An 18,142-nucleotide genomic window follows, 5' to 3' on the forward strand; every position below is an offset into this window, starting at 1 on the left:
TGTCACGTAACGCCAGATAACTACAAAAACACCTTTTTCCTCCTGTAAATTGCAGTTCCTGCAAGAACATCAAGGCATAATGTTGGAACAGCGTGTGATACACACTTAGCATCATGTTTTGTATGTGTTTTTTTAAAACTTTACAACTTTAAAGTCTTTTTCAGGTTAAAGGATACAACTTTAATGTCTCTACACAGCAGAAGACAAGTGACATCAGCGCGCTGCCACTCGTCACGCTTGGTTTTACGGGCTGACGGTGGCGGCGTCCGTCACGGCCAGAATATTGCCCGCGGCCACGGTCCCCATCTTGATGTATGACGCGGCGGTCACGCCGCCGATATGCGGTGAAATCACCACGTTTTCTACGGACTGCCAGAGGTGCGGGGCCGTCAGCGGCTCCTGGGTAAAGCTGTCCAGCGCTGCGCTGTGCAGCGTGCCATCCCGAAGCGCAGCCAGTAACGATTCACTGTGGATCAGTCCACCGCGTGCCGTATTGACCAGAATGGCGTTCCGCTTGCAGTGTGCGAGCGCCTCGCTATTGATCATTCCCCGATTCTCATCGGTTAGCGGACAGTGCAAAGAGATGACATCGGAACGGGAAAGAAGTCCGGTCAGCGTCTCTGCGCGTTCGCACAGGGCAGGCATCGATTTAGCATAGGGATCGTAAGCCAGCACCTTCACGCCGAAGGCATGACCAATAGTTGCCACGCGCGAGCCGATAGCGCCCAATCCGATTAGCCCCAGGGTTAATCCCTCCAGCTCAATGGATTTATGCGTCGCCTTATCCCAGTGCCCGTCCCGCAGCCGCTTGTCCAGAGGCACCACGGACTTTGCGCAGGCGAGGATCAGCGCCCATGTATGCTCAGCCACTGCCGCCGCGTTTGCGCCTGGGGCCGCGCGGACGGCGATATTGCGCTCGGCCGCTGCCGTCTGGTCTATCACATCGATCCCGCTTCCGTGCTTGGAAATAACCTGCAGAGCCGGGGCGGCATCCATGACTTTCGCGGTGATCCGGCCGTAACGAACCAGAATCGCCACGGGATTGTGTCGTTCACACAGCGCGATCAGGTCATCTTCTGTCGGCTGGCGGCCCGCAAACACCACCTCAAAGCCCTGCAGCATCACCATGGCCTGCTCCGCCAGGTCGCTTCCGGTCACCAGAATTACGTCTTTGCCCCCCATCACAGCGTCTCCCCGTCGGCTAACATACCTGCCTTACGAAGCGCGTCATCAAGCCAGTGTGGACGCAAATCGCCTTCACGAATGGCGGCAAGACGCCGGGTCTCCATCTCCAGCTTTTCTTTTGCCAGCGCGATAACCTGCTGAACCTCATCGCGCGGGATGACGACCACGCCGTCGATATCCGCGACAACCAGATCCCCGGCCTGAACCGTCGCCCCGGCGACTGAAATGGGATGATTCACCCGGCCAGAAATTAACTTTGTCGGGCCGCAGGGGTTCAGACCGGCAGAAAAGACAGGGTAGTGACCTTTGCTCAGGGAATCGGCGTCACGTACAGCACCGTCAATAATGATGCCCGCAATGCCGCTCGCCTGAGCCTGAGTGGCCATGATTTCGCCCAGCAGCGCGCAGCTCAGGTCGCCTTTGCCATCGACGACCAGGACATCGCCGGGTTGCGCAACCGCCATCGCGGCATGAATCGCCAGATTATCACCCGGACGGACTTCCACGGTGATGGCCGGACCCGCAACGGACATGTGAGGAGCCAGCGGTTTGATGCGGCCGTGAAGCGTACCGCGGCGACCGGCCACGTCGGCCAGAATGGCGGCCTGATACTCGGCAGCCCGACGAACGTCCTCGGCAGAAACGCGTTCGAACTGGCGATTAATCGGTTTTTTTTCAGAAACGGACATGAATGCCTCCATATTTTTTTACTTGGTACAACGCAGGTGTACAGAACAAAACAACTATAGCGGTGTTGCTTTCCTTTTAGCCAGACCCGAGGTGGCGTTTGTGATGTAAACACGAAGTGACTCACAAAATTTGAGGTACACTCACTGCCGGGCTAACAAGGAGATAATGATGGGGAATGAAGGCGTTGTAGCGGTTGAAAAAGCGCTGGCTTTACTGGATTGCTTCCGTCCTGGGGATGAGAGCCTGACGCTGACCGCGCTGGCACAGCTGTCGGGTTATCACAAAACCACGGTTTACCGCTTGATGAATTCTCTTGAACGGATGAATTACGTCGTCAGGCATGAAGACGGCAATTATGCGCTTGGCCCACGTCTGCTTTACCTCGGCAAGCTGTATGAACAATCTTTCCATCTTTCGCGGGTGGTTCAGCCAGAGCTTCAGGCCTTATCCCTGGCGTCTCAGGAGAGCGCCAGCTGGTATGTGCTGGAGGGCGGGCAGCGCCTTTGCCTGTTTCGCGCGGAAGCGTCGCACGGCCTGCGACACAGCAATCTTCCCGGCAGCCAGTTCCCGCTCGATAATTCGGCCATCAGTAAGGTCTTGCGCCACTGGGGGCTCAATGAGAGCCTGCCGGAGGGAGACGCTGAACTCCCTTTCTACACGTCAGGCGCACGCGATCCCCACACCGCGGCGTTTGCGATGCCTGTCTTCGGCGTTCACGACAAGCTGGTTGCGGCGTTAGCCCTGACCGGCCCCATCTCACGGCTGACGGAAGATCGTCGTGAGAAGGAGATAGGCCCGTTGATGAAGGCGGCGGCCAGCCGTCTGTCGCAGAAAATGGGAGCCAGTAAGCCCTTCTGTCAGCAGTTCTTTGGTGAAACGAGCGACGCGGCGGAAGAAAATCTTTAAACGCAGAAGCGGGACATGTGTCCCGCTTCTGTCATCACGAATGTGTGACCTGTTTTTCGTGTAGCTGAGCGTTGCGTGCCTGCCGTCCCATAATGAGTACCGCGATACCCCCGGCCAGGCACAGCACGGCCAGCGGAAGCATAGCCAGCGTGTAGCTGCCCGTTTGCTCGCTGATCATGCCGTAGGCATTTACCATGACCGCCCCGCCAATCAGGTTCGCGATGGCGCCAATTGCGGCCAGCCCTGCCGCCGCCGAGGAGCTGCTCATCCAGCCGGACGCCAGCGCCCAGAAAGGCCCTTTCATCGAATACGCGCCCGTCAGGATAATACTCAGGATCGCGAGAGTGGCAAAGAGCGAGACGCTGACAAAGGCAGCGAACACGCCGGCGGCAATCATGAACAGCGTCAGCGCAGTATGCCAGCGGCGTTCATTCGTGCGATCGGAGTGTCGTCCCCAGACAATCGTCAGAACCGATGCCAGACCGTAAGGAATGGCGTTAAACAGACCGGTTTGCAGATTATCAAGATGGAAGGATTTCAGCAGCTGAGGAGACCAGACGCTAATAGTGGTGCCCGCGGACGATGCGCCCGCGTAAATCAGCGCCATCAGCCAGATTTGACGATGCTTCAGCAGCTGCCACGTCGTCTGGTGTCCAATGTTCTTTTGCTGGCTACGCTCGGTCTCAAGGGTGGTTTCCAGCCACTTTTTCTGTTCATCGCTGAGCCATTTCGCCTGATGAGGGCGATCCCGGAGAATAAACCAGGCCGCAATACCCAGCAGCACCGCAGGTAAGCCTTCAATAATGAACAGCAGATGCCAGCCGCGAAGACCCAGCCAGCCATCCAGCGACAGTATCAATCCGGAAAGAGGGGAGCCGATGAAGTTAGCGAGCGGGATGGCAACCATAAAGGACGCAATAATGCGCGCGCGGTAGCGGGCAGGGATCCACCAGGTCAGATACAGCACGACGCCCGGGAAGAAGCCTGCTTCCGCTGCTCCGAGAAGAAAACGGACGATATAGAGCGACGTGGTATTTTGAACCAGCGCCATGCCCATGGAGACGATGCCCCAGCTGATCATAATGCGCGGGATCCACAGCCGGGCGCCGACTTTCTGCATGGCCAGGTTGCTCGGCACCTCAAACAGGAAATAGGCCACGAAGTAGAGGCTGCTGGCGAAGCCAAACGCCGCTTTGCTGAGGCCAAGGTCCTCATTCATCTGCAGCGAAGCCATGCCGATATTCCCGCGATCGATAATCGAGACCAGGTAACTGACAATCAGAAACGGGAGAATACGCCAGATCACCTTCCGCATCGTCTCTCTTTCTATGTCCTCGGTGGCGGTCGCGCCGTTACGTAAATGTTCTGTCATTGTATCCTCGCAGGGTGTGTTCTTTGTTTTATTAGGTACAACTTAGTTTTATTAAACAAAACCACTATAGCGACGGCGCGTTCTTTTTATCCAGTTAATGGAAGGTTTAAATGATGTAAATAAGAGGTGACTCACAGATAGTGCGCTACGGATATCGCTCAAGGCTGCTGACCAGCCGCAAGCAGGACGTGCTGGCAGAGAAATAATCACGTAACGCAATTATTGCCCCAACTTTTCCTCTCCCTTCGACTAAGCTTCGACCAGATGCCCCGCCGCGCTCGCGGGGCCATATCCCTTTTGGTCAGAGCACGTACCATGCAGCTACTCAGCATTATTATTTTGCTTACCCTAACCGTGGTCATTCATTCGCTGTGGATGTTTGGTGTTTTAAAATTCATCACGTTAGACGTCGATTCTGCGGTACGCATTGTTTTACGCAATGTCGGTATCGTGATCTCTATGATTTTCGCCCATCTTCTGGAGGCCGGGCTGTTTGCTGCCTTTTATTTTGTCATCGACGCGTTTAATGACTGGAACACCAGCTTCTACTTTTCGCTGGTGAGCTATGCGACGGTAGGGTACGGCGACGTCACGTTACCCCAGCACTGGCGGCTCATCGGCGGGGTGGAAGGACTGGTGGGCGCGTTGATGGTAGGCTGGTCTGTGGCGGTTCTGGTCGCAGTGCTGCAGCGTTTGCGTGGCATGAGCGCCTAAACGGTAGATGTGCATTCCCCATCTGGTAAGGTAAAGTACACCCCTTACGCGGCCGTCGCGCTGCGGTTTTGAGGGTGGATGTGATAAACAGCCCACCCTTTTTCTCTGCTGGTTTACGCCAGCCTGCATGGTGCTGTGCTTTGCCTCTATAAAAGGGTTATGTATGTCTGCTGCTCATCTCGGTTTCCCGACGGAAACCGTTGTTGTCTTTGTAGTGATGGCCGTTGGGGCGATGTTTATCGACCTCTTTATGCACCGTCACGATAAACCGATCTCGCTGAAAAGCGCCGCAATGTGGTCCCTCTTCTGGGTCATGATGGCGATGGCCTTCGCCGGGTTCCTGTACGTTCACCATGGCGCCGAGATGGCGAGCCTGTTCCTCACCGGTTATGCGCTGGAGGAGGTGCTCTCCGTCGATAACCTGTTTGTGATGATGGCGATCTTCGCCTGGTTCGGCGTGCCGGATAAGTACCGTCACCGCGTGCTCTACTGGGGCGTGCTGGGGGCGATTGTCTTCCGCGGTATTTTCGTGGCTATCGGCACCAGCCTGTTAAGTCTGGGGCCTTACGTCGAGGTGATTTTCGCGCTGGTCGTCGGCTGGACGGCGGTAATGATGCTCCGACGCAATGAAGAGAGTGACGAAGTGGAAGATTACTCGGGTCATCTCGCCTATCGCCTGGTAAAACGCTTCTATCCGGTCTGGCCGAAAATCAGCAGCAACGCCTTTATTCTGACGCAGAAAGAGGTGGATGCGGAGCTTGAAAAGCCGGAAAACCAGGACGTGATGGTTGGGCGCGTGAAGAAGGCGAAGCGCTATGCGACCCCGCTGCTGCTCTGCGTGGCGGTGGTGGAACTCTCAGACGTGATGTTCGCGTTTGACTCCGTGCCGGCCATTATCGCCGTCAGCCGCGAGCCGCTGATTATCTACAGCGCCATGATGTTCGCTATTCTCGGCCTGCGTACCCTTTACTTCGTGCTGGAAGCGCTGAAGCAGTATCTGGTGCATCTCGAGAAAGCGGTGGTGCTGCTGCTGTTCTTCGTGGCGTTCAAGCTGGGGTTAAATGCCACCGATCACTTCTGGCATCACGGTTACAGCATTGGCGCGACGGCCAGCCTGTTTGTGGTATTGGGCGTGCTGGCGCTGGGAATTATTGCGAGCGTGATGTTCCCGGGGAAACGAGAAGCCTGATGTACCGCCCGGTGGCGCTTCGCTTACCGGACCTACAGTTCGAATGTTGGCCGGGTAAGGCGCAGCCGCCACCCGGCAAAAAGGCTACTTGATGGGTGAATTGCGGCGCTTGCGCGGCGGGTGGAAGTGCCGCCAGTGCGGATCCTGCGCCGCTGCCAGCAGCTCGTGGTCGCCGCGGGTGTCCCCCCAGGCGCGCAGGTGATAGGCGTTCAGATCGCCATACACTTTTTCCAGCCTGGCCACCTTCTGGGCGCAGCGGCAGTTATGGCCCGTGATGCGCCCCGTCAGCTTGCCGTCTTTCACTTCCAGCTGCGTGCCAATCAGCTTAATGCCCAGTTTGTCAGCCCACGGCTGAAGCACCAGCGCCGGAGACGCGGAACAGATGGTCACCTCCGCACCGGAATTCACCTCTGCCGCCACGGCCAGAACCCCTTCGGGGCGCATCAGCTTGCTCCAGTATTTTTCGCAAAACGCTTCCGCCTGCTGGCGCAACCAGTGTTCATCCACGCCCGTCAGGAACGTTTTGATCAGCACTTCCTTTAGCTCATCGCGCGTCAGCTTGCGACGCACGCAGTGGAGCGTGGGCAGCGCCATACGCACCAGACGGCCCGCGAAGTAGCGTTTCCCGAAGGCAAAGCGCAGGAAAGGAATAAAGCTGTCGTGGTGTGTTAACGTCCCATCAAAGTCAAAGACAGAGAGCACGCTGGATTTCGCCACCGTCTCGTCGGCAATCATATTGGTCATAAATACGTCTTAGCTGAAATACACATTCTGTGGATCAGTTTACCTGCTTTACCAGGACAGTCCTTACATCACCACCATTTTTTTCTCGATCTTGCGATCTCAAAGTGAGTCCATTTTTGGCCTCGATAAGAATTGGTGAAAAAACGATCTGTCTATATTATCGCCACATCGCACGATATTCAGGGGAACCCTTTGGCCCCACAGGTAAGGAAAAACTCACTCACTACTGCTTTCTTGATATGACTCTTAGATCGTTTATTTCAATCCTGACGTTAAGTTTTGCTTCGTTTTCTGCATTCAGTTTTCAACTCCCCGCGTCGATGCTATCGATGAACAGTAACCTGGCCGTCTCGCCAGCGAAATCTGCACTGATGCAACAGGATACGGGCCCGCTGCGCGCGCGCATCCTTGATCAATACCAAAAGTGGAAGGGGACCCAGTATCAGTGGGGCGGAACCACGCGCCGCGGCGTGGACTGCTCCGCGCTGATGCAGCACCTGTTCAGCGATGTGGCGCATCTTAACTTACCGCGCACGACCGGCGAGCAGATCCACCGCGGGGTGCAGGTGACGCAATACCGCCTGAGGCCCGGAGATCTGGTGTTCTTCCAGACGGGTCCGAACCGCAGGCATGTCGGCGTGTATATTGGCAATAGCCAGTTTATTCATGCCTCAAGCAGCCAGGGCGTCACGGTCTCAACCCTGACGGATGCTTACTGGCAGGCGCACTACATTACTGCCCGTCGGGTTGCAGGCAGTGCGGCCTGACAGCCTCAGATGATGTCATCTACCACGCCGCCATCGACGCGCAGCGCCGCGCCCGAGGTGGCGGAAGCCTGGGGCGAACAGACATAAATCACCATATTGGCCACCTCTTCAACCGTGGCCGCGCGCTGGATCACCGAGCTGGGGCGGTTGGCCATCACAAACTCTTTCGCCAGCTGCTCCAGCGATTTACCGGTTTTTTCGATTTCATCCTTCATCATCTCTGCGAAACCGTCCGACATCGTTGGCCCCGGCAAGACGCTGTTGACCGTCACGCCGCTTCCCGCCACGAACTTCGCCAGCCCGCGCGCCAGGGAGAGCTGCGCCGTTTTGGTCACGCCGTAGTGGATCATATCCGCCGGGATATTGCAGGCCGACTCGGAGGAGATAAACACCACCCGTCCCCAGCCCTTTTGCACCATGCCCGGCAGGAGGGCGCGGGAAAGACGCACGCCGGACATCACGTTGGTCTGCCAGTAACGCTCCCAGGTCTCATCGTCGGTGGCATAGAAATCCTGCGGGCCGTAAATCCCGGCGTTGTTAACCAGAATATCAACGTTATTCGCCACCTTCAGCAGCGACTCGACCCCTTCCGCCGTGCTGAGATCGGCAATCGCGGCGCGCACCTGCACGCCCGGCACCACCTGCTGCAGCTGCTGAATGCCTTTGTTCACCGATTCCGTGCTGCGGCCATTGACGATCACCTCGGCACCGCTTTCTGCCAGCCCTCTGGCGATGGCGAACCCGATCCCGCCGGTTGAGGCGGTCACCAGCGCCACTTTCCCCGTAAAGTCGATTTTCATCATCCGCTCCTTATCGTTTTAACGTTCGGACCTTAAAGCGTAGCAGGTGAGGATGACGGCTCCTGGCTAAAAAGGCGCAGCAGCGTCTCCACCTGCTCGTCAAGCGGGGCGAGGGAGCGCTTAACAATCAGGTGAAGCGGCGTCGCTCTGCGTGCACCGTGGCTCAGCGGCAGGCGTTTCAGGATGCCTTGATCCAGCTGGGTCTGGATGCGTTCCTCTGGCAGCCAGCCGTAGCCGACCTGAGAGAGGACGGCCTCAATGGCGGCATCGATGGTGGAGAAGGTCCATGACTCACCGGCCGCGCGCGCGGCGGGCTGACTGTCCGCAATCTGAATGAGCGGCCACGGGCGTAGCATGTCGTCGTTAAGCGGCGCGTCGAGGTGAAAGAGAGGATGCTGATGGTGGGCCACGGCAACAAAATCGATATTCATCAGCCATTCGCCGAGCCCGGTCATGTCCTGGCGGCGGGTGAGAACCATCACATCGGCTTCGTCGTTAATGGCATCGTTCCGGGTGTTTTCCAGCACCTCGGTGAGGCGTACCTGGGTTTGCGGATACTGCTGCTGGAACTGGCGCAGAATGGCAAACAGGCGGCGGCGAGGGAAAATGGAATCCACCACCAGATCCAGCCGCGTGCGCATTCCGTTGCGAAGGGTCGCTGCGCGCGTCTCAACGTACGAAAAGGCTTTCAGCAGCGGTTTAACCTGGTTGAGCAGCAGTTCTCCTGCCGGCGTTAACACCGCCCGTCGCCCCTCCGGGACCAGCAGCGCCACGCCGAGCCGCTCCTGCAGCAGCGACAGGTTATAGCTCACCGAAGACTGGCTGCGGTGGGTTTCTTCTGCGGCTTTGGCAAAGCTGCCCGCCTCGACCACTCTTTCCAGTAAAGACCATTGTTCCAGCGTCGTCTTATGCATAATTTATCTAAAATTTGGATGAATTTGATTAAAACATAGCGTTATTCATTCATTTTTTGAATGGGTACGATCGTCTCATCAAAACAAAGGAGACATCTTATGAACACCTTCGACAAACACGACTTAAGCGGCTTCGTTGGCAAACACCTTGTTTACACCTACGACAACGGCTGGAACTACGAGATTTACGTCAAAAACGAGACGACCCTGGATTACCGTATTCACAGCGGTCTGGTGGCAAACCGTTGGGTGAAAGATCAGCAGGCTTACATCGTGCGGGTAGGGGAGAGCATCTATAAAATTTCCTGGACCGAGCCAACCGGTACCGACGTCAGCCTGATTGTGAACCTGGGCGACAAACTGTTCCACGGCACCATTTTCTTCCCGCGCTGGGTCATGAACAACCCGGAAAAAACCGTCTGCTTCCAGAACGATCATATTCCGCTGATGAACAGCTACCGTGATGCGGGCCCGGCGTATCCAACCGAAGTGATTGATGAATTTGCCACAATCACCTTTGTACGCGACTGTGGTGCCAATAATGAAAGCGTGATCGCCTGCGCGGCCAGTGAATTACCGAAAAACTTTCCAGATAACCTGTAATAAGCGCGACAATTAACTAAATAGAAAAGTTCCCGGCTATTTCATATTATTTTGAAATAGCCGGGATTTTTTTTGTTTGTTGAGGATTGGTTTAAATGTTTCCATTTCAAAATGTTGCGGAAGATCACATCAAAAATATTTAATATAAAATTAACTTGTTGTTTTTCAATTGGCTGCTAGTTGTCTTATAGCGTTGTAAACGCTGTCTTAATTTTTCCCTAAGGAAAGAGAGCTACTTTGATATGAGTTTATGGTTCGTTGAAATAAGCGGGCTGGCATTTGGTTAATATCAAAAACATGCCATTTTGATTGCAAGGAAATTAATAATGAGTGATTTTCTGCCTTTTTCGCGGCCGTCGATGGGCGCTGAGGAAATTGCGGCGCTTCAGGACGTTTTGATGTCGGGCTGGATCACCACTGGGCCTAAAAATCAGCAACTTGAAGAGGCATTCTGTCAACTTACCGGGAATCAGCATGCGATTGCCGTCTGTTCCGCCACCGCGGGCATGCACGTTACGCTGATGGCGCTGGATATTGGCCCGGGCGATGAAGTTATTACCCCTTCCCAGACCTGGGTCTCCACGCTGAATATGATCGTATTGCTGGGCGCCACGCCGGTCATGATTGATGTGGATAAAGACACATTAATGGTGACGCCAGAAGCCGTGGAAGCCGCTATTACCCCGCGCACTAAAGCCATTATTCCCGTTCACTATGCCGGCGCGCCGTGTGATATCGACGCAATTCATGCCATCGGTGAACGTCACGGTATTCCGGTGATTGAAGATGCGGCCCATGCCGCCGGAACGTATTACAAAAACCGTCACGTGGGCTGGAAAGGAACGGCAATTTTCTCCTTCCACGCCATTAAAAACATGACCTGCGCGGAAGGCGGCCTGGTGGTCACCGATAACGCGCAGCTGGCACAGCGGATCCGCAGTCTGAAATTCCATGGCCTGGGCGTAGATGCCTATGATCGCCAGACGCACGGTCGCGCGCCGCAGGCGGAAGTGATCGCGCCGGGCTACAAATACAACCTGGCGGACATCAACGCCGCGCTGGCGCTGGTGCAGTTAGGCAAACTGAAAGAGGCCAACAGGCGCCGTGAGGAAATAGCACAACGCTACCTGCGGGAGCTTGCCGATACGCCGTTCCAGCCGCTCACTATTCCGTCATGGCCGCACGTTCACGCCTGGCATCTGTTTATTATTCGCGTGGATGAAGCGCGCTGCGGGATCTCACGCGACAACCTGATGGCGGCACTGAAAGAGAAAGGCATCGGTACCGGCCTCCATTTCCGCGCGGCCCACACGCAAAAATACTACCGCGAGCGTTTTCCTGATGTATCGCTCCCGAATTCTGAATGGAATAGCGCGCGTATTTGTTCTCTCCCTCTTTTCCCGGACATGACTCATGACGACACAACCCGCGTCATTACCGCACTCCATCAGCTTGCAGGACATTGATATGTTCAGTGCACCGCCTGTACAAAAAGTATCCGTGGTCATCCCGGTTTATAACGAGCAGGAGAGCCTGCCCGAACTGATCCGCCGTACAACGGCCGCCTGCGACACGATGGGCAAGGCCTACGAAATTCTGCTGGTGGATGATGGCAGTAGCGATAATTCCGCGCTGATGATGACCGAAGCCGCGCAGGCCGAAGGCAGCCACATCGTTGCCGTGCTGCTCAACCGTAACTACGGCCAGCACTCGGCGATTATGGCGGGGTTTAGCCACGTCACGGGCGATCTGATTATCACCCTGGACGCGGACCTGCAAAACCCGCCGGAAGAGATCCCGCGCCTGGTGGCCAAAGCCGACGAAGGCTATGACGTGGTCGGCACGGTCCGTCAGAACCGTCAGGACAGCCTGTTCCGCAAGCTGGCCTCGCGCACCATCAACCGTCTGATCCAGCGCACGACCGGTAAAGCGATGGGCGATTACGGCTGCATGCTGCGCGCCTACCGCCGCCATATCGTCGACGCCATGCTGCATTGCCACGAGCGCAGCACCTTCATTCCGATTCTGGCGAATACCTTTGCCCGTAAGGCAACGGAAATCCCGGTCCTGCACGCCGAGCGCGAGCACGGGGAGTCGAAGTACAGCTTTATGCGCCTCATCAACCTGATGTACGACCTCATCACCTGCCTGACCACCACGCCGCTGCGTCTGCTGAGCGTGTTCGGCAGCATCATCGCCGTGGCCGGTTTCGCGCTGTCCGTTCTGCTGGTGGTGCTGCGACTGGTCTTTGGCCCGCAGTGGGCGGCGGAAGGGGTCTTCATGCTCTTTGCCGTGCTGTTTATGTTCATCGGCGCCCAGTTTGTCGGGATGGGGCTCCTCGGTGAATACATTGGCCGAATCTATAACGACGTTCGCGCGCGTCCGCGCTACTTTATTCAACGTGTTGTCCGTCAGGAACACAAAGCATCTCAAGAGGAAATTCACCCATGAAAGCTGTTGTATTTGCCTATCACGATATGGGGTGCACGGGCACGCAGGCCCTGCTGGAAGCGGGCTATGACATTGCGGCAATCTTTACCCATCCGGACACGGCTGGAGAGAATAACTTTTTCGGCTCCGTGGCGCGTATCGCCGCCGAGCGCGGTATCCCGGTTTATGCGCCAGACGACGTCAACCACCCGCTGTGGGTGGAGCGCATCCGCGCCCTCGCGCCTGACGTCATCTTCTCGTTTTACTATCGCAACCTGCTCTCCGACGAGATCTTAGGCCTGGCTGCAAAAGGCGCCTTTAATCTTCATGGTTCTCTGCTGCCTGCCTACCGTGGCCGCGCCCCGCTGAACTGGGTGCTGGTGAACGGTGAAACGGAAACGGGCGTGACGCTGCACCGCATGGTACGCCGTGCGGATGCGGGCGCTATCGTGGCGCAGCAGAAGGTCGCTATTGATGCGGACGATACCGCGCTGCAGCTGCATCAAAAGCTGAACGCGACGGCACAGACGCTGCTGCGCGATGCGCTGCCGGGCATCCTTAACGGCACCTTCAGCGAGACCGCGCAGGACGAGAGCAAGGCAAGCTGCTTTGGCCGCCGCGCGCCGGAAGATGGTCGTCTGGACTGGAACAAACCGGCCCGCCAGCTGCACAACCTGGTGCGCGCCGTGACCGACCCGTGGCCGGGCGCCTACAGCTTTGCGGGCGTCAGCAAGTTCATCGTCTGGAAATCCCGCGTGCGTGACGACATTCCGGCGGCAAAACCGGGCACCGTCGTCTCCGTCTCCCCGCTGATTGTGAGCTGCGGCGAGCAGGCGCTGGAGATCGTTACCGGCCAAACCGACAACGGCCTGTACGTTCAGGGCACCCAGCTGGCGCAGTCGCTGGGGCTGGTGGCCGGGGCGCTGATCACCAGCGCGCCGGTGGTGGCCATCAAACGCCGTACCCGCGTGCTGATCCTCGGCGTGAACGGTTTTATCGGTAACCACCTGACCGAACGTCTGCTCAAAGACGATAACTACGAAATCTACGGCCTGGATATTGGCGCGGATGCGATCAGCCGTTTCCTCGACAACCCGCGCTTCCACTTCGTGGAAGGGGACATCAGCATCCACTCCGAGTGGATTGAATACCACATTAAGAAATGCGACGTGGTGCTGCCGCTGGTCGCTATTGCCACGCCAATCGAGTACACCCGTAACCCGCTGCGCGTGTTCGAGCTGGACTTCGAAGAGAACCTGAAGATCATCCGCGACTGCGTGAAATACGACAAGCGCATCATCTTCCCGTCCACCTCTGAAGTGTACGGCATGTGTACCGATAAGAACTTCGATGAAGACACCTCCAACCTGGTGGTCGGGCCGATCAACAAACAGCGCTGGATTTACTCCGTCTCCAAACAGCTGCTGGACCGCGTGATTTGGGCCTACGGTGAGAAAGAGGGCCTGCGCTTTACCCTGTTCCGTCCGTTCAACTGGATGGGTCCGCGTCTGGATAACCTGAACGCAGCGCGTATCGGCAGCTCCCGTGCGATCACCCAGCTGATCCTGAACCTGGTGGAAGGCTCGCCAATCAAGCTTATCGAAGGCGGGAAACAGAAACGCTGCTTTACGGATATCAGCGACGGTATCGAAGCGCTGTTCCGCATCATCGAAAACAAAGATAATCGCTGCAACGGTGAAATCATTAACATCGGCAACCCGGACAACGAAGCGAGCATTCGCGAACTGGCCGAGATGCTGCTGGCCAGCTTTGAGCGCCACCCGCTGCGCGATAAATTCCCGCCGTTTGCCGGCTTCCGCGAAGTGGAAAGCAGCAGCTACTACGGTAAAGGGTATCAGGACGTTGAGCACCGTAAGCCAAGCATTCGCAATGCGAAGCGCTGCCTGAACTGGACGCCGACGGTGAAGATGGAACAAACCATTGATGAAACGCTTGATTTCTTCCTGCGCACCGTGGAGCTGTCGGAACAGGTCTCATGAAAAAAGTCGGTTTACGCATTGATGTCGACACCTTCAGGGGAACGCGTGACGGCGTACCCAAACTGCTGGAACTGCTGAGCAAGCACGGCGTGCGCTCCAGCATTTTCTTCAGCGTGGGGCCTGACAACATGGGACGCCATTTATGGCGTCTGGTTAAACCGGCATTTCTGTTCAAAATGCTGCGCTCGCGCGCAGCATCCCTCTACGGCTGGGATATTTTGCTGGCCGGCACCGCCTGGCCCGGCAGACGCATCGGCGCGGGTAATGAAGCGGTTATCCGTGAGGCGGCACAGCATCATGAGGTGGGTCTGCATGCCTGGGATCACCATGCCTGGCAAGCCTGGGCGGGCGTCTGGGATATCCCGCGCCTGTCCCGTGAGGTCGAGCGTGGGATGCTGGAGCTGGAGGCCATTATCGGTCAGCCCGTGCGCTGCTCCGCCGTGGCGGGATGGCGTGCGGATCAGCGCGTCGTGAAGGCCAAAGAAGCCTTTGCGTTTCGCTACAACAGCGATTGCCGCGGAACCGGGCCCTTTTTGCCGCTGTTGGGCGAAAATCGCTACGGTACGGTGCAAATTCCGGTCACGCTTCCCACCTGGGATGAAGTGGTCGGGCGCGAGGTGAAAGCTGATGAGTTCAATCGCTACATCCTGGACCGCATTCATCGTGACGCCGGTACGCCGGTGTATACCATCCATGCCGAAGTGGAAGGGATTGCGTATCAGCATGATTTCGACGAACTGCTGACGATGGCCGCTCAGGAAGGCATTGCGTTTTGCCCGTTAAGCGAGCTGCTGCCAGACGACCTCAGCACCCTGCCCGTGGGCAAAGTGGTCCGCAATGAACTGGCTGGCCGGGAAGGCTGGCTTGGCTATCAACAAACCGTGAGTCCGGTCCAATGAAAACAGCCCGTTATGGCTTAGCGCTTCTCGCACTGTTTATCGTTTACTACCTCATCCCGGTTGATATCCGCCTGCTTTGGCAGCCTGATGAAACGCGCTATGCGGAAATCAGCCGCGAAATGCTGGCCTCCGGAGACTGGGTTGTCCCGCATTTTTTGGGGCTGCGTTACTTTGAAAAGCCGATTGCCGGCTACTGGATCAACAGCATCGGGCAGATGCTGTTCGGGCACACGAACCTCGCCGTGCGCGCCGGGTCTATCTTCTCCACCGGTTTAGCGGCGCTGCTGGTCATCTGGATGGCCTGGCGTCTCTGGCGGGATAAGCGGACAGCCCTTTTCTCCGGCCTGATCTTCCTGACCCTGTTCCTGGTGTATGGCATCGGCACGTATGCGGTGCTGGATCCCATCATCACCCTGTGGCTGGTGGCGGCGATGTGCAGCTTCTGGCTGGCGTCACAGGCCCAAACCGTTGCCGGAAAAGCGGGCGGCTATGTGCTGCTTGGGCTGGCCTGCGGGATGGGGGTGATGACCAAAGGCTTCCTGGCGCTGGCGGTACCGGTGATTGGCGTGCTGCCGTGGGTGATCGCCCAGAAGCGCTGGAAAGAGGTGCTGATTTTTGGCTGGCTCGCGATCCTGAGCTGCGTGCTGATTGTTCTGCCATGGGGGCTGGCGATTGCGCAGCGTGAGCCTGACTTCTGGCGTTACTTCTTCTGGGTTGAGCATATTCAGCGTTTCGCCCAGAGCGACGCGCAGCACAAAGCCCCGTTCTGGTACTACGTGCCGTTCCTGATCGCGGGTAGCCTGCCGTGGCTGGCGCTGCTGCCCGGCGCGTTTCGTCTCGGCTGGCATGACAGACAAAACGCGGGCGGCGGGTTCTATCTGCTGGGTTGGGTGGTGATGCCGCTGCTGTTCTTCAGCATCGCCAAAGGCAAGCTGCCGACCTATATCCTGCCGTGCTTTGCCCCGCTGGCGATCCTGATGGCGCGCTATGCCTGCCTCGCGGCGGAGAAGGGCGCCAGAGCGTTACGCATTAATGGCGGGATCAACCTGGCGTTTGGCGTTATCGGCATGGTGGCGGCGCTGGTGGTCTCCCCGTGGGGGTTCGCTAAGCATCCGGTCTGGTCCTCGGTTGAACTGTATAAAGTGTTCTGCGCGGTGGTCGCGTTCCTCATCTGGGCCGCGGTCGGCTGGTTTACGTTCAGGCAGAGTCAGCAGCGCTGGTGGCTTGCGGCGCTCTGCCCTGCGGGCCTGGCGCTGCTGATCGGTTTTGCCATTCCTAACCTGGTGGTGGATTCCAAACAGCCGCAGTCGCTGGTCGACACCGTGCGCGAGCCGCTTCAGGACAGCCGATTTGTCTTGGCCAATAACGTCGGCCTGGCCGCTGGCCTGGCGTGGGAGCTGAAGCGCAATGACATCACGCTGTTTGGCCAGAGTGGCGAACTGCGCTACGGGCTGGATTATCCTGATGTGAAAGATCGTTTTGTCGGTAAAGATGACTTCGCGCAGTGGCTGGCTGAGCACCGTCAGCAGGGACGCGTATCGCTGGTGATTCTGCTGTCAAAACGCGATGACCTTTCGCGGGCGAATCTGCCAGAACCGGACAGCCTGTATATCCAGGGCCGTCTGGCCTACCTGCAGTATCTGCCGAAGTGATGACCTGGATCTGGCTGATACTGGCAAGCCTGCTCAGCTGTGCAGGACAGCTGTGCCAGAAACAGGCTACCCGTCCGGCGAAAGCCGGGCGGCGTGGCGTGCATATCGCGCTGTGGCTTGGCCTGGCTCTGCTGGCGCTGGGCAGCGGAATGCTGGTCTGGCTGGTGGTGCTGCAGCGCCTGCCTGTCGGCATTGCCTACCCTATGCTGAGCCTCAATTTTGTCTGGGTAACGCTGGCGGCGAAGGTATTCTGGCGTGAAAACGTCGCCTTGCATCACTGGCTGGGGGTGGGGTTGATCATCATTGGGATTGTTATCCTGGGAGGGAGCCTGTGAAAGGGGCGTTCTGGGCCTTATGCAGCGTGCTGTTAGTCAGCGCCGCGCAGCTGTTGCTGCGCGATGCCATGCAGGCTCTGCCTCCGGTCAGCGAGCTTCTGACGTTTATTTCCGCGCTGTGGCACGTCTCGTCCGGCACGGGCGCGCTGCTGCTGGGGTTGATGGGGTATGTGGCTTCTATGGGCTGCTGGTACCTGGCGCTGCATCGCATGGCGCTCAGCAAAGCGTATGCCTTGCTGAGTCTTAGCTATATCCTGGTGTGGGGCGCCGCGATCCTGCTGCCGGGCTGGGGAGAAAGCTTCTCCTGGCACGGGCTGGTCGGCGTCGTGTTTATTATGTTGGGTGTACTGGTGATTTTCCTGCCCCGACGTGGATAATCGACTCGGTGGTCAGGGTGTAAGGGGTCGACGTACAAACGGCCAGGCTGAGTGAGCCGATCTGCACCTGGCTGACCGAGTGCGACGGCGCCGTGCTGTCGATGCTGACAATCTGCCATGCGCTACCGCCACGCTGTTTGATGATCGCCTCTTTTCGCGTCCAGATACGCCAGAAGGCGGCAAGCCGTTCCTCTGGCGCTTCGCGCTCAAGCTCATCATGCTCCGTCATGCTGAAGACGGCATTCGCTAACGCCTGCCAGTTCTTCCTGGGGCGAATCACTTCGATATCACAGCCGACTTCGCCTTCATCGCTCATCAGCAAGGCGATATCGTCACCGCTGTGGCTCAGGTTGAACCACAGCGGATGGCCCTCCGCAAAGGCCGGTTTCCCCTGCTCGCCGTAAATAATGTCGGGGAGCGGATGAGGGGATAACGCTCTGGCGAGCAGCATCCTGCCAGCCAGCCATGAGGCATTGCGAGCACCCTGAGGTGCGCTGTCTGCGAGCGTTGACGCCAGCGGGTCCGCGCAAAGGGTGGATATTTTTCCCAGTACAAACTGGTACAT

General features: G+C 57.4%; 19 protein-coding genes. 12 read left to right on the forward strand and 7 right to left on the reverse strand.

The window, feature by feature from the left end:
• Positions 1-243: 243 nt before the first annotated feature.
• Together HMPREF3143_RS03300 and HMPREF3143_RS03305 are read right to left on the reverse strand one after the other, a co-directional pair.
• Entirely contained in the window at positions 244-1,182 is a 939-nt protein-coding gene (locus HMPREF3143_RS03300) for an NAD(P)-dependent oxidoreductase (RefSeq protein ID WP_070531752.1), read from the reverse strand.
• Positions 1,182-1,874, reverse strand: coding sequence for an RraA family protein (locus tag HMPREF3143_RS03305; RefSeq protein WP_023345059.1), 693 nt, complete (start codon positions 1,872-1,874; stop codon positions 1,182-1,184). Before HMPREF3143_RS03305 ends, HMPREF3143_RS03300 begins: the two co-directional genes overlap by 1 nt.
• A gap of 169 nt (positions 1,875-2,043) precedes the next feature.
• Between HMPREF3143_RS03305 and HMPREF3143_RS03310 the strand changes: the two genes are divergently transcribed.
• Positions 2,044-2,781, forward strand: a complete 738-nt coding sequence (locus tag HMPREF3143_RS03310) for an IclR family transcriptional regulator (protein WP_021242157.1) — start codon at positions 2,044-2,046, stop codon at positions 2,779-2,781.
• Between the two features lie 34 nt (positions 2,782-2,815).
• On the opposite strand, the gene HMPREF3143_RS03315 is transcribed toward HMPREF3143_RS03310, so the two are convergent.
• Positions 2,816-4,153: an MFS transporter gene (locus HMPREF3143_RS03315; RefSeq protein ID WP_070531755.1), complete on the reverse strand. Its 1,338-nt coding sequence runs from the start codon at positions 4,151-4,153 to the stop codon at positions 2,816-2,818.
• 315 nt (positions 4,154-4,468) lie between these two features.
• Here HMPREF3143_RS03315 and HMPREF3143_RS03320 point away from each other — a divergent pair, with 315 nt between their 5' ends.
• Positions 4,469-4,867 carry a potassium channel family protein gene (locus tag HMPREF3143_RS03320; RefSeq protein ID WP_008503110.1) on the forward strand — a complete coding sequence of 133 codons (399 nt, stop codon included), beginning with the start codon at positions 4,469-4,471 and terminating at the stop codon, positions 4,865-4,867.
• A 163-nt stretch (positions 4,868-5,030) separates the two neighbouring features.
• Complete coding sequence (locus tag HMPREF3143_RS03325) at positions 5,031-6,056, forward strand: TerC/Alx family metal homeostasis membrane protein (protein WP_008503109.1); 1,026 nt, start codon at positions 5,031-5,033, stop codon at positions 6,054-6,056.
• An 84-nt stretch (positions 6,057-6,140) separates the two neighbouring features.
• On the opposite strand, the gene HMPREF3143_RS03330 is transcribed toward HMPREF3143_RS03325, so the two are convergent.
• On the reverse strand, positions 6,141-6,800 hold the full coding sequence (locus tag HMPREF3143_RS03330; protein ID WP_008503107.1) for an HAD family hydrolase: 660 nt from the start codon (positions 6,798-6,800) through the stop codon (positions 6,141-6,143).
• Positions 6,801-7,120: 320 nt separating this feature from the next.
• Here HMPREF3143_RS03330 and HMPREF3143_RS03335 point away from each other — a divergent pair, with 320 nt between their 5' ends.
• Complete coding sequence (locus HMPREF3143_RS03335) at positions 7,121-7,567, forward strand: NlpC/P60 family protein (protein WP_175441106.1); 447 nt, start codon at positions 7,121-7,123, stop codon at positions 7,565-7,567.
• Positions 7,568-7,572: 5 nt separating this feature from the next.
• On the opposite strand, the gene HMPREF3143_RS03340 is transcribed toward HMPREF3143_RS03335, so the two are convergent.
• Together HMPREF3143_RS03340 and HMPREF3143_RS03345 are read right to left on the reverse strand one after the other, a co-directional pair.
• Complete coding sequence (locus HMPREF3143_RS03340; protein ID WP_021242161.1) at positions 7,573-8,367, reverse strand: SDR family NAD(P)-dependent oxidoreductase; 795 nt, start codon at positions 8,365-8,367, stop codon at positions 7,573-7,575.
• Between the two features lie 32 nt (positions 8,368-8,399).
• Entirely contained in the window at positions 8,400-9,281 is an 882-nt protein-coding gene (locus tag HMPREF3143_RS03345; RefSeq protein WP_063618190.1) for a LysR family transcriptional regulator, read from the reverse strand.
• 99 nt (positions 9,282-9,380) lie between these two features.
• Between HMPREF3143_RS03345 and HMPREF3143_RS03350 the strand changes: the two genes are divergently transcribed.
• The 8 genes from HMPREF3143_RS03350 to arnF all read left to right on the forward strand — a co-directional run bounded on the left by HMPREF3143_RS03350 (position 9,381) and on the right by arnF (position 17,577).
• Positions 9,381-9,884, forward strand: a complete 504-nt coding sequence (locus HMPREF3143_RS03350) for a phenolic acid decarboxylase (protein ID WP_008503103.1) — start codon at positions 9,381-9,383, stop codon at positions 9,882-9,884.
• Positions 9,885-10,210: 326 nt separating this feature from the next.
• Positions 10,211-11,350, forward strand: coding sequence for a UDP-4-amino-4-deoxy-L-arabinose aminotransferase (gene arnB, locus HMPREF3143_RS03355; protein WP_008503102.1), 1,140 nt, complete (start codon positions 10,211-10,213; stop codon positions 11,348-11,350).
• A gap of 1 nt (position 11,351) precedes the next feature.
• Positions 11,352-12,335, forward strand: coding sequence for an undecaprenyl-phosphate 4-deoxy-4-formamido-L-arabinose transferase (arnC, locus tag HMPREF3143_RS03360; protein WP_008503101.1), 984 nt, complete (start codon positions 11,352-11,354; stop codon positions 12,333-12,335).
• Entirely contained in the window at positions 12,332-14,314 is a 1,983-nt protein-coding gene (arnA, locus tag HMPREF3143_RS03365) for a bifunctional UDP-4-amino-4-deoxy-L-arabinose formyltransferase/UDP-glucuronic acid oxidase ArnA (RefSeq protein WP_008503100.1), read from the forward strand. The genes arnC and arnA overlap by 4 nt, the downstream gene beginning before the upstream one ends.
• Complete coding sequence (gene arnD, locus HMPREF3143_RS03370) at positions 14,311-15,213, forward strand: 4-deoxy-4-formamido-L-arabinose-phosphoundecaprenol deformylase (protein ID WP_023294743.1); 903 nt, start codon at positions 14,311-14,313, stop codon at positions 15,211-15,213. The genes arnA and arnD overlap by 4 nt, the downstream gene beginning before the upstream one ends.
• Complete coding sequence (gene arnT, locus HMPREF3143_RS03375; RefSeq protein WP_070531762.1) at positions 15,210-16,865, forward strand: lipid IV(A) 4-amino-4-deoxy-L-arabinosyltransferase; 1,656 nt, start codon at positions 15,210-15,212, stop codon at positions 16,863-16,865. Before arnD ends, arnT begins: the two co-directional genes overlap by 4 nt.
• Complete coding sequence (gene arnE / locus HMPREF3143_RS03380) at positions 16,865-17,200, forward strand: 4-amino-4-deoxy-L-arabinose-phosphoundecaprenol flippase subunit ArnE (protein ID WP_023294741.1); 336 nt, start codon at positions 16,865-16,867, stop codon at positions 17,198-17,200. The genes arnT and arnE overlap by 1 nt, the downstream gene beginning before the upstream one ends.
• Complete coding sequence (gene arnF / locus HMPREF3143_RS03385; RefSeq protein WP_032653795.1) at positions 17,197-17,577, forward strand: 4-amino-4-deoxy-L-arabinose-phosphoundecaprenol flippase subunit ArnF; 381 nt, start codon at positions 17,197-17,199, stop codon at positions 17,575-17,577. The genes arnE and arnF overlap by 4 nt, the downstream gene beginning before the upstream one ends.
• Here arnF and acpT read toward each other — a convergent pair.
• Complete coding sequence (gene acpT / locus HMPREF3143_RS03390) at positions 17,534-18,142, reverse strand: 4'-phosphopantetheinyl transferase AcpT (RefSeq protein WP_023326249.1); 609 nt, start codon at positions 18,140-18,142, stop codon at positions 17,534-17,536. The genes arnF and acpT overlap by 44 nt on opposite strands.

The organism is Enterobacter sp. HMSC16D10 (genome assembly GCF_001807145.1).
Taxonomy (GTDB): domain Bacteria; phylum Pseudomonadota; class Gammaproteobacteria; order Enterobacterales; family Enterobacteriaceae; genus Enterobacter; species Enterobacter roggenkampii.

Bases quoted from the DNA above. Each gene is read 5' to 3' on its own strand.
- HMPREF3143_RS03300 (WP_070531752.1), bottom strand. From the start codon at position 1,182: ATGGGGGGCAAAGACGTAATTCTGGTGACCGGAAGCGACCTGGCGGAG.
- HMPREF3143_RS03305 (WP_023345059.1), bottom strand. From the start codon at position 1,874: ATGTCCGTTTCTGAAAAAAAACCGATTAATCGCCAGTTCGAACGCGTT.
- HMPREF3143_RS03310 (WP_021242157.1), top strand. From the start codon at position 2,044: ATGGGGAATGAAGGCGTTGTAGCGGTTGAAAAAGCGCTGGCTTTACTG.
- HMPREF3143_RS03315 (WP_070531755.1), bottom strand. From the start codon at position 4,153: ATGACAGAACATTTACGTAACGGCGCGACCGCCACCGAGGACATAGAA.
- HMPREF3143_RS03320 (WP_008503110.1), top strand. From the start codon at position 4,469: ATGCAGCTACTCAGCATTATTATTTTGCTTACCCTAACCGTGGTCATT.
- HMPREF3143_RS03325 (WP_008503109.1), top strand. From the start codon at position 5,031: ATGTCTGCTGCTCATCTCGGTTTCCCGACGGAAACCGTTGTTGTCTTT.
- HMPREF3143_RS03330 (WP_008503107.1), bottom strand. From the start codon at position 6,800: ATGACCAATATGATTGCCGACGAGACGGTGGCGAAATCCAGCGTGCTC.
- HMPREF3143_RS03335 (WP_175441106.1), top strand. From the start codon at position 7,121: ATGCTATCGATGAACAGTAACCTGGCCGTCTCGCCAGCGAAATCTGCA.
- HMPREF3143_RS03340 (WP_021242161.1), bottom strand. From the start codon at position 8,367: ATGAAAATCGACTTTACGGGGAAAGTGGCGCTGGTGACCGCCTCAACC.
- HMPREF3143_RS03345 (WP_063618190.1), bottom strand. From the start codon at position 9,281: ATGCATAAGACGACGCTGGAACAATGGTCTTTACTGGAAAGAGTGGTC.
- HMPREF3143_RS03350 (WP_008503103.1), top strand. From the start codon at position 9,381: ATGAACACCTTCGACAAACACGACTTAAGCGGCTTCGTTGGCAAACAC.
- arnB (WP_008503102.1), top strand. From the start codon at position 10,211: ATGAGTGATTTTCTGCCTTTTTCGCGGCCGTCGATGGGCGCTGAGGAA.
- arnC (WP_008503101.1), top strand. From the start codon at position 11,352: ATGTTCAGTGCACCGCCTGTACAAAAAGTATCCGTGGTCATCCCGGTT.
- arnA (WP_008503100.1), top strand. From the start codon at position 12,332: ATGAAAGCTGTTGTATTTGCCTATCACGATATGGGGTGCACGGGCACG.
- arnD (WP_023294743.1), top strand. From the start codon at position 14,311: ATGAAAAAAGTCGGTTTACGCATTGATGTCGACACCTTCAGGGGAACG.
- arnT (WP_070531762.1), top strand. From the start codon at position 15,210: ATGAAAACAGCCCGTTATGGCTTAGCGCTTCTCGCACTGTTTATCGTT.
- arnE (WP_023294741.1), top strand. From the start codon at position 16,865: ATGACCTGGATCTGGCTGATACTGGCAAGCCTGCTCAGCTGTGCAGGA.
- acpT (WP_023326249.1), bottom strand. From the start codon at position 18,142: ATGTACCAGTTTGTACTGGGAAAAATATCCACCCTTTGCGCGGACCCG.